Genomic DNA, 4170 nt, shown 5'->3' on the forward strand with positions numbered 1-4170 from the left:
CGATGCGGGCGATTCTTCGGCGTCGGCGCCTGTACGTCGAGCATCGAATAGAGCGAGGCACCGAAGGCGCGGGGAAGATCGAATCGAGACACCGCATAGTCGATGAGTTCGGGAATCTTGTTGCGATCGAGAGGGAACAATGTAGTAAGTGGAACAAAGAGTCCCAGCTCGATGCAGCCCAACGAGTATCGATCCGCCGCGATTCCTGTCAACTGTCGAGGTGCTGTGTATCCGGGGGCTCCGGTGGACCGGGGCGGATGCTCGTCGATGTTGTGGGCCATCTCGAAGTCGATGATCCGAATACCGGACGGTGAGCACATGACGTTGCCAGGGTGAAGATCGGCATGAACGATTCCGGCGTTGTGGAAGCTCTCGACTGCGGTAGTCAACTGTTGTGCAATGTCGAGTGCCCAGGTTCTGTATTCCGTTCGGGAACTGAGTGTCTGGTCCGCGCGTATCAGTGGGTGGCGGAGCGCAACTTCCTGATTCAGGGGAGTGCCGGCAGCGCGCTCGGTGACAAGGAAGTGGTGTCCCTCGCGCTCGAACAAGCTGATCGCAGAAGGTGTGTACGGGTTGTCGGCAAGGTGAGTCAACTTGTCGTACTCGTTACGGATGCGGTCGATTGCGTACCGGCCGTTTGCGTCCGGGGCGGTAAAGGGACGGCCTTCTTTGATGACCAGATCGATGCCGGCGTCGTCGAATGCGGAGTAGATCCCCCCGCTGTTGCTGAAGTGCAGGGCTTCATTGATCGAATAGGGGAATTCGTCATGTGATTTCAGCTTGTCTTGCTGCGCGCGAACGAAGTCCGGGATTTGTACCCAGTCCGGAGTTCTGAAGGAAGTGCCGCGCACATCGGGTTCGAGCGATCCGTCAGGACGCCGAATTGCGGGGACGCGATCGCCGAATGAATCGTAGGTCTGCATGGGCAGATACGCGCCGTACCGTAAGTAGAGCGGTCCCCGGTTCCATCGCACATCGCTGAGGATGTACGGCCCGTCGGCACCGGCGACAAGCTTGTCCAGTTCGGTGATGACACGTTGTGTGGCAACACCATCCGCCGGATAGATCGTGATGAATTTTCCGCTGGAAGTTCGATTGGCCTGCTTGCTGTTGGACAACATGAGGTCTGCTGCCGTCCGAAGAAATTTGAACGGCACATGATTGTGACCGCAATACACGGAAACGGTATCGAGCAGCTCCTGCGCGTTGGCTCGGGTAGCGGAGCAGTGAATCTTCCATCCTTGTTCTGGCAGCAGACCGTCGGGCGGTTGGAAGTAGTTCCACGGTCCACTTTGGGGACCGCGCCGCCAGAGCGACCAATCCACCGACTTCGCGGGGATAAAGTGCTGGTCAGTTGATGTATCTGGTCGGGTGACCGTTCTGATTCGGTCGTAGAAATGCGGGTCGGCACGCGTGAAGGCAACGTATCGCAGGTCCACGCCAAACCTCCCGGTCAGTCCCCCTGCGGTTGTCATCGATTGGTGCCACGCCCCGAATCCCCTGTGGCTTGGATTGCTTGTGGCGGAAGGTTATCCGATTCCGGACATTTCGGGCGAAGATTGAAAACCTATCATTCGAAAGTACTAATGAATGGCGTGGGCCAGGCGAGGTCACTGATCGCCCAGCTTTTAGTCGGCCGCATTTGTTTCGAGTTCGGAGGCCCCCTCTTGACGAGAGGATCAAGTCGGTGGTAGTTCTTTAGCGAGCGCTAAGTCAGGGTGCTCCCTCGATCTCGGTCCGGTACCCGGCGCCACGAAACACGGGTGCCGGACCGCCCCAGCAATGCACGTCCTCGAAGGGAACGAAGATGACCAAGGCAGTGATCGTCGATGTAGTCCGGATCGCGTCCGGCAAGGGAAAGCCGGGCGGAGCACTGTCCGGGACGCACCCTGTCGAACTGATGGCCCACGTTCTGCGTTCCATCACCTCGCGAAACGGCCTCGACCCCGCCCTGGTGGACGACGTGATCGGCGGTTGCGTCGGCCAGGCCGGTGAGCAGGCGCTCAACATCACCCGCAGCGCGGTCCTGTCGGCAGGGTTCCCCGAGTCGGTACCCGCCACCACGATTGATCGCCAGTGCGGATCAAGTCAGCAAGCTGCGCACTTTGCGGCGCAGGGCGTGATCGCCGGGGCCTACGACATCGTGATCGCGGCAGGCGTCGAATCCATGAGTCGTGTCCCGATGGGTACCACGACGATGGGGAAGGACGCTTCCGGTCCGGGCGTCGCGGCTCGCTACCCCGAAGGCCTGGTCAACCAGGGAATCTCTGCAGAATTGATCGCCGCCAAGTGGAAGCTTGACCGCGACGCTCTCGACGCATTCTCCGCGCAGTCCCACCAGCGGGCAGCAGAGGCAGCGGCGAAGGGGCTCTTCGACAAGGAGATTCTGCCGCTCTCGGTGACCAACGCCGCCGGTGAGACCGTCTCGCATATCGTCGACGAGACGGTTCGCGCGTCTACTACCGCCGAGGGACTCGCCGGTTTGAAGCCGTCGTTCTACTCGGAGAAGTACGCGCAGCGCTTCCCCGAGGCGCAGTGGTCGATCACTCCCGGTAACTCGTCGCCGCTCACCGACGGCGCGTCCGCAGCACTGATCATGAGCGAAGAAATGGCGTCGAAGCTAGGGCTGACGCCGCGAGCTCGTTTCCATTCCTTCTCCGTTGCGGGCGATGACCCGATCTTCATGCTCACCGCACCCATCCCAGCCACCCACAAGGTGCTCGCTCGCGCGGGTCTGAGCATCGACGACATCGACACCTACGAGGTCAACGAGGCATTTGCTCCCGTTCCACTCGCCTGGGCTCACGAGTTCGGCGCCGACCCGGCAAAGCTCAACCCGTGGGGCGGCGCGATTGCACTCGGCCATGCCCTGGGGTCCTCGGGTACTCGTCTGCTGACCACGATGGTCAACCACCTCGAGGCCACCGGCGGACGCTACGGATTGCAGACCATGTGCGAGGGCGCCGGCATGGCCAACGCCACAATCATCGAACGCATCTGAAACACATAACCTTTCGAAAGGAACTCTCATGATCGTCAACGACAGCGTCGCCGTCGTCACCGGTGGAGCATCCGGCCTCGGCCTGGCTACGACCAAAGCCCTTCTTGCCGACGGTGCCAGCGTCGTCATTATCGACCTTCCGTCGTCCAACGGTGAAGCCATCGCCAAGGAACTTGGCGACCGGGTCCGCTTCGCGGCTGCAGACGTCACCGACGAGGCTGCGGTCACCGCGGCACTCGACGTGGCCGAGTCCCTCGGACCCCTGCGCGTGGCAGTCAACTGCGCCGGAATCGGCAACGCAGTCAAGACGGTCAGCAAGAAGGGCGCTTTCCCGCTCGACGCGTTCAAGAAGGTCATCGACGTCAATCTGATCGGCACCTTCAACGTCCTTCGTCTTGCTGCGGAACGTATTTCGAAGACCGAGCCGATCGACGGTGAACGCGGCGTCATCATCAACACCGCTTCGGTCGCAGCGTATGACGGCCAGATCGGGCAGGCTGCGTACTCCGCGTCGAAGGGCGGCGTCGTCGGTATGACGCTTCCCATCGCCCGTGACCTCGCGTCGCTGCTGATCCGCGTCAACACCATTGCACCCGGCTTGTTCAAGACCCCGTTGCTGGCTGGACTGCCCGAAGCAGCCCAGGCGTCGTTGGGTCAGCAGGTGCCTCACCCCTCTCGCCTGGGTGATCCCAGCGAGTACGGCGCGCTTGCTGCGCACATCGTTTCCAACCCCATGCTCAATGGTGAGACGATCCGCCTCGACGGTGCAATCCGTATGGCACCGCGGTAATTTCGGCTATCACATGACTGGCGAGGTGGAGTCGGTGAGCTCGGTGGCAGTGGACTGGAGGTCCTTCCCGCCGCTGGTGATGACCGACATCCTGACGGCTTCGCTCGAGCTGTTCGACGAGAACGGTTACCACGGCACGACGGTGCGCCAGATTGCCAATCGTGTCGGGGTAACCGTTCCCGCGCTCTACTATCACCACGCGAACAAAGAGGCAGTTCTCGTCGCTTTGTTCGAGATCTCGATGAGTGAGCTGAATACCAGAACCGAAGCGGCAGAAGCGGAGGCCGGCGAAAATCCGGTACGACGCTTCGCCTTGGTGGTGGAGGCGATTGTTCTCTATATGACCCACCGGTCGCGGCATGCTGCGTTGGACACCGAG

General features: G+C 61.2%; 4 protein-coding genes. 3 read left to right on the plus strand and 1 reads right to left on the minus strand.

Annotated features, from left to right (window positions below; all coding sequences use genetic code 11):
• The coding region (locus A2J01_RS22425; protein ID WP_156519357.1) for a class III lanthionine synthetase LanKC N-terminal domain-containing protein at positions 1 to 1439 on the minus strand (1439 nt) is incomplete at its 3' end.
• Between the two features lie 368 nt (positions 1440 to 1807).
• On the opposite strand from A2J01_RS22425, the gene A2J01_RS22430 reads away from it, so the two are divergent.
• From A2J01_RS22430 to A2J01_RS22440, 3 genes are all read left to right on the plus strand, one after another.
• On the plus strand, positions 1808 to 3001 hold the full coding sequence (locus A2J01_RS22430; RefSeq protein WP_064113625.1) for a thiolase family protein: 1194 nt from the start codon (positions 1808 to 1810) through the stop codon (positions 2999 to 3001).
• Between the two features lie 28 nt (positions 3002 to 3029).
• Positions 3030 to 3791: a 3-hydroxyacyl-CoA dehydrogenase gene (locus A2J01_RS22435; RefSeq protein WP_003942978.1), complete on the plus strand. Its 762-nt coding sequence runs from the start codon at positions 3030 to 3032 to the stop codon at positions 3789 to 3791.
• 13 nt (positions 3792 to 3804) lie between these two features.
• Positions 3805 to 4170, plus strand: a 366-nt coding sequence (locus tag A2J01_RS22440) for a TetR/AcrR family transcriptional regulator (RefSeq protein ID WP_156519358.1), incomplete at its 3' end; no start/stop codon positions are given.

This window comes from Rhodococcus sp. EPR-134, assembly GCF_001647205.1.
GTDB lineage: Bacteria > Actinomycetota > Actinomycetes > Mycobacteriales > Mycobacteriaceae > Rhodococcus_F > Rhodococcus_F qingshengii.

Bases quoted from the DNA above. Each gene is read 5' to 3' on its own strand.
- A2J01_RS22430 (WP_064113625.1), top strand. From the start codon at position 1,808: ATGACCAAGGCAGTGATCGTCGATGTAGTCCGGATCGCGTCCGGCAAG.
- A2J01_RS22435 (WP_003942978.1), top strand. From the start codon at position 3,030: ATGATCGTCAACGACAGCGTCGCCGTCGTCACCGGTGGAGCATCCGGC.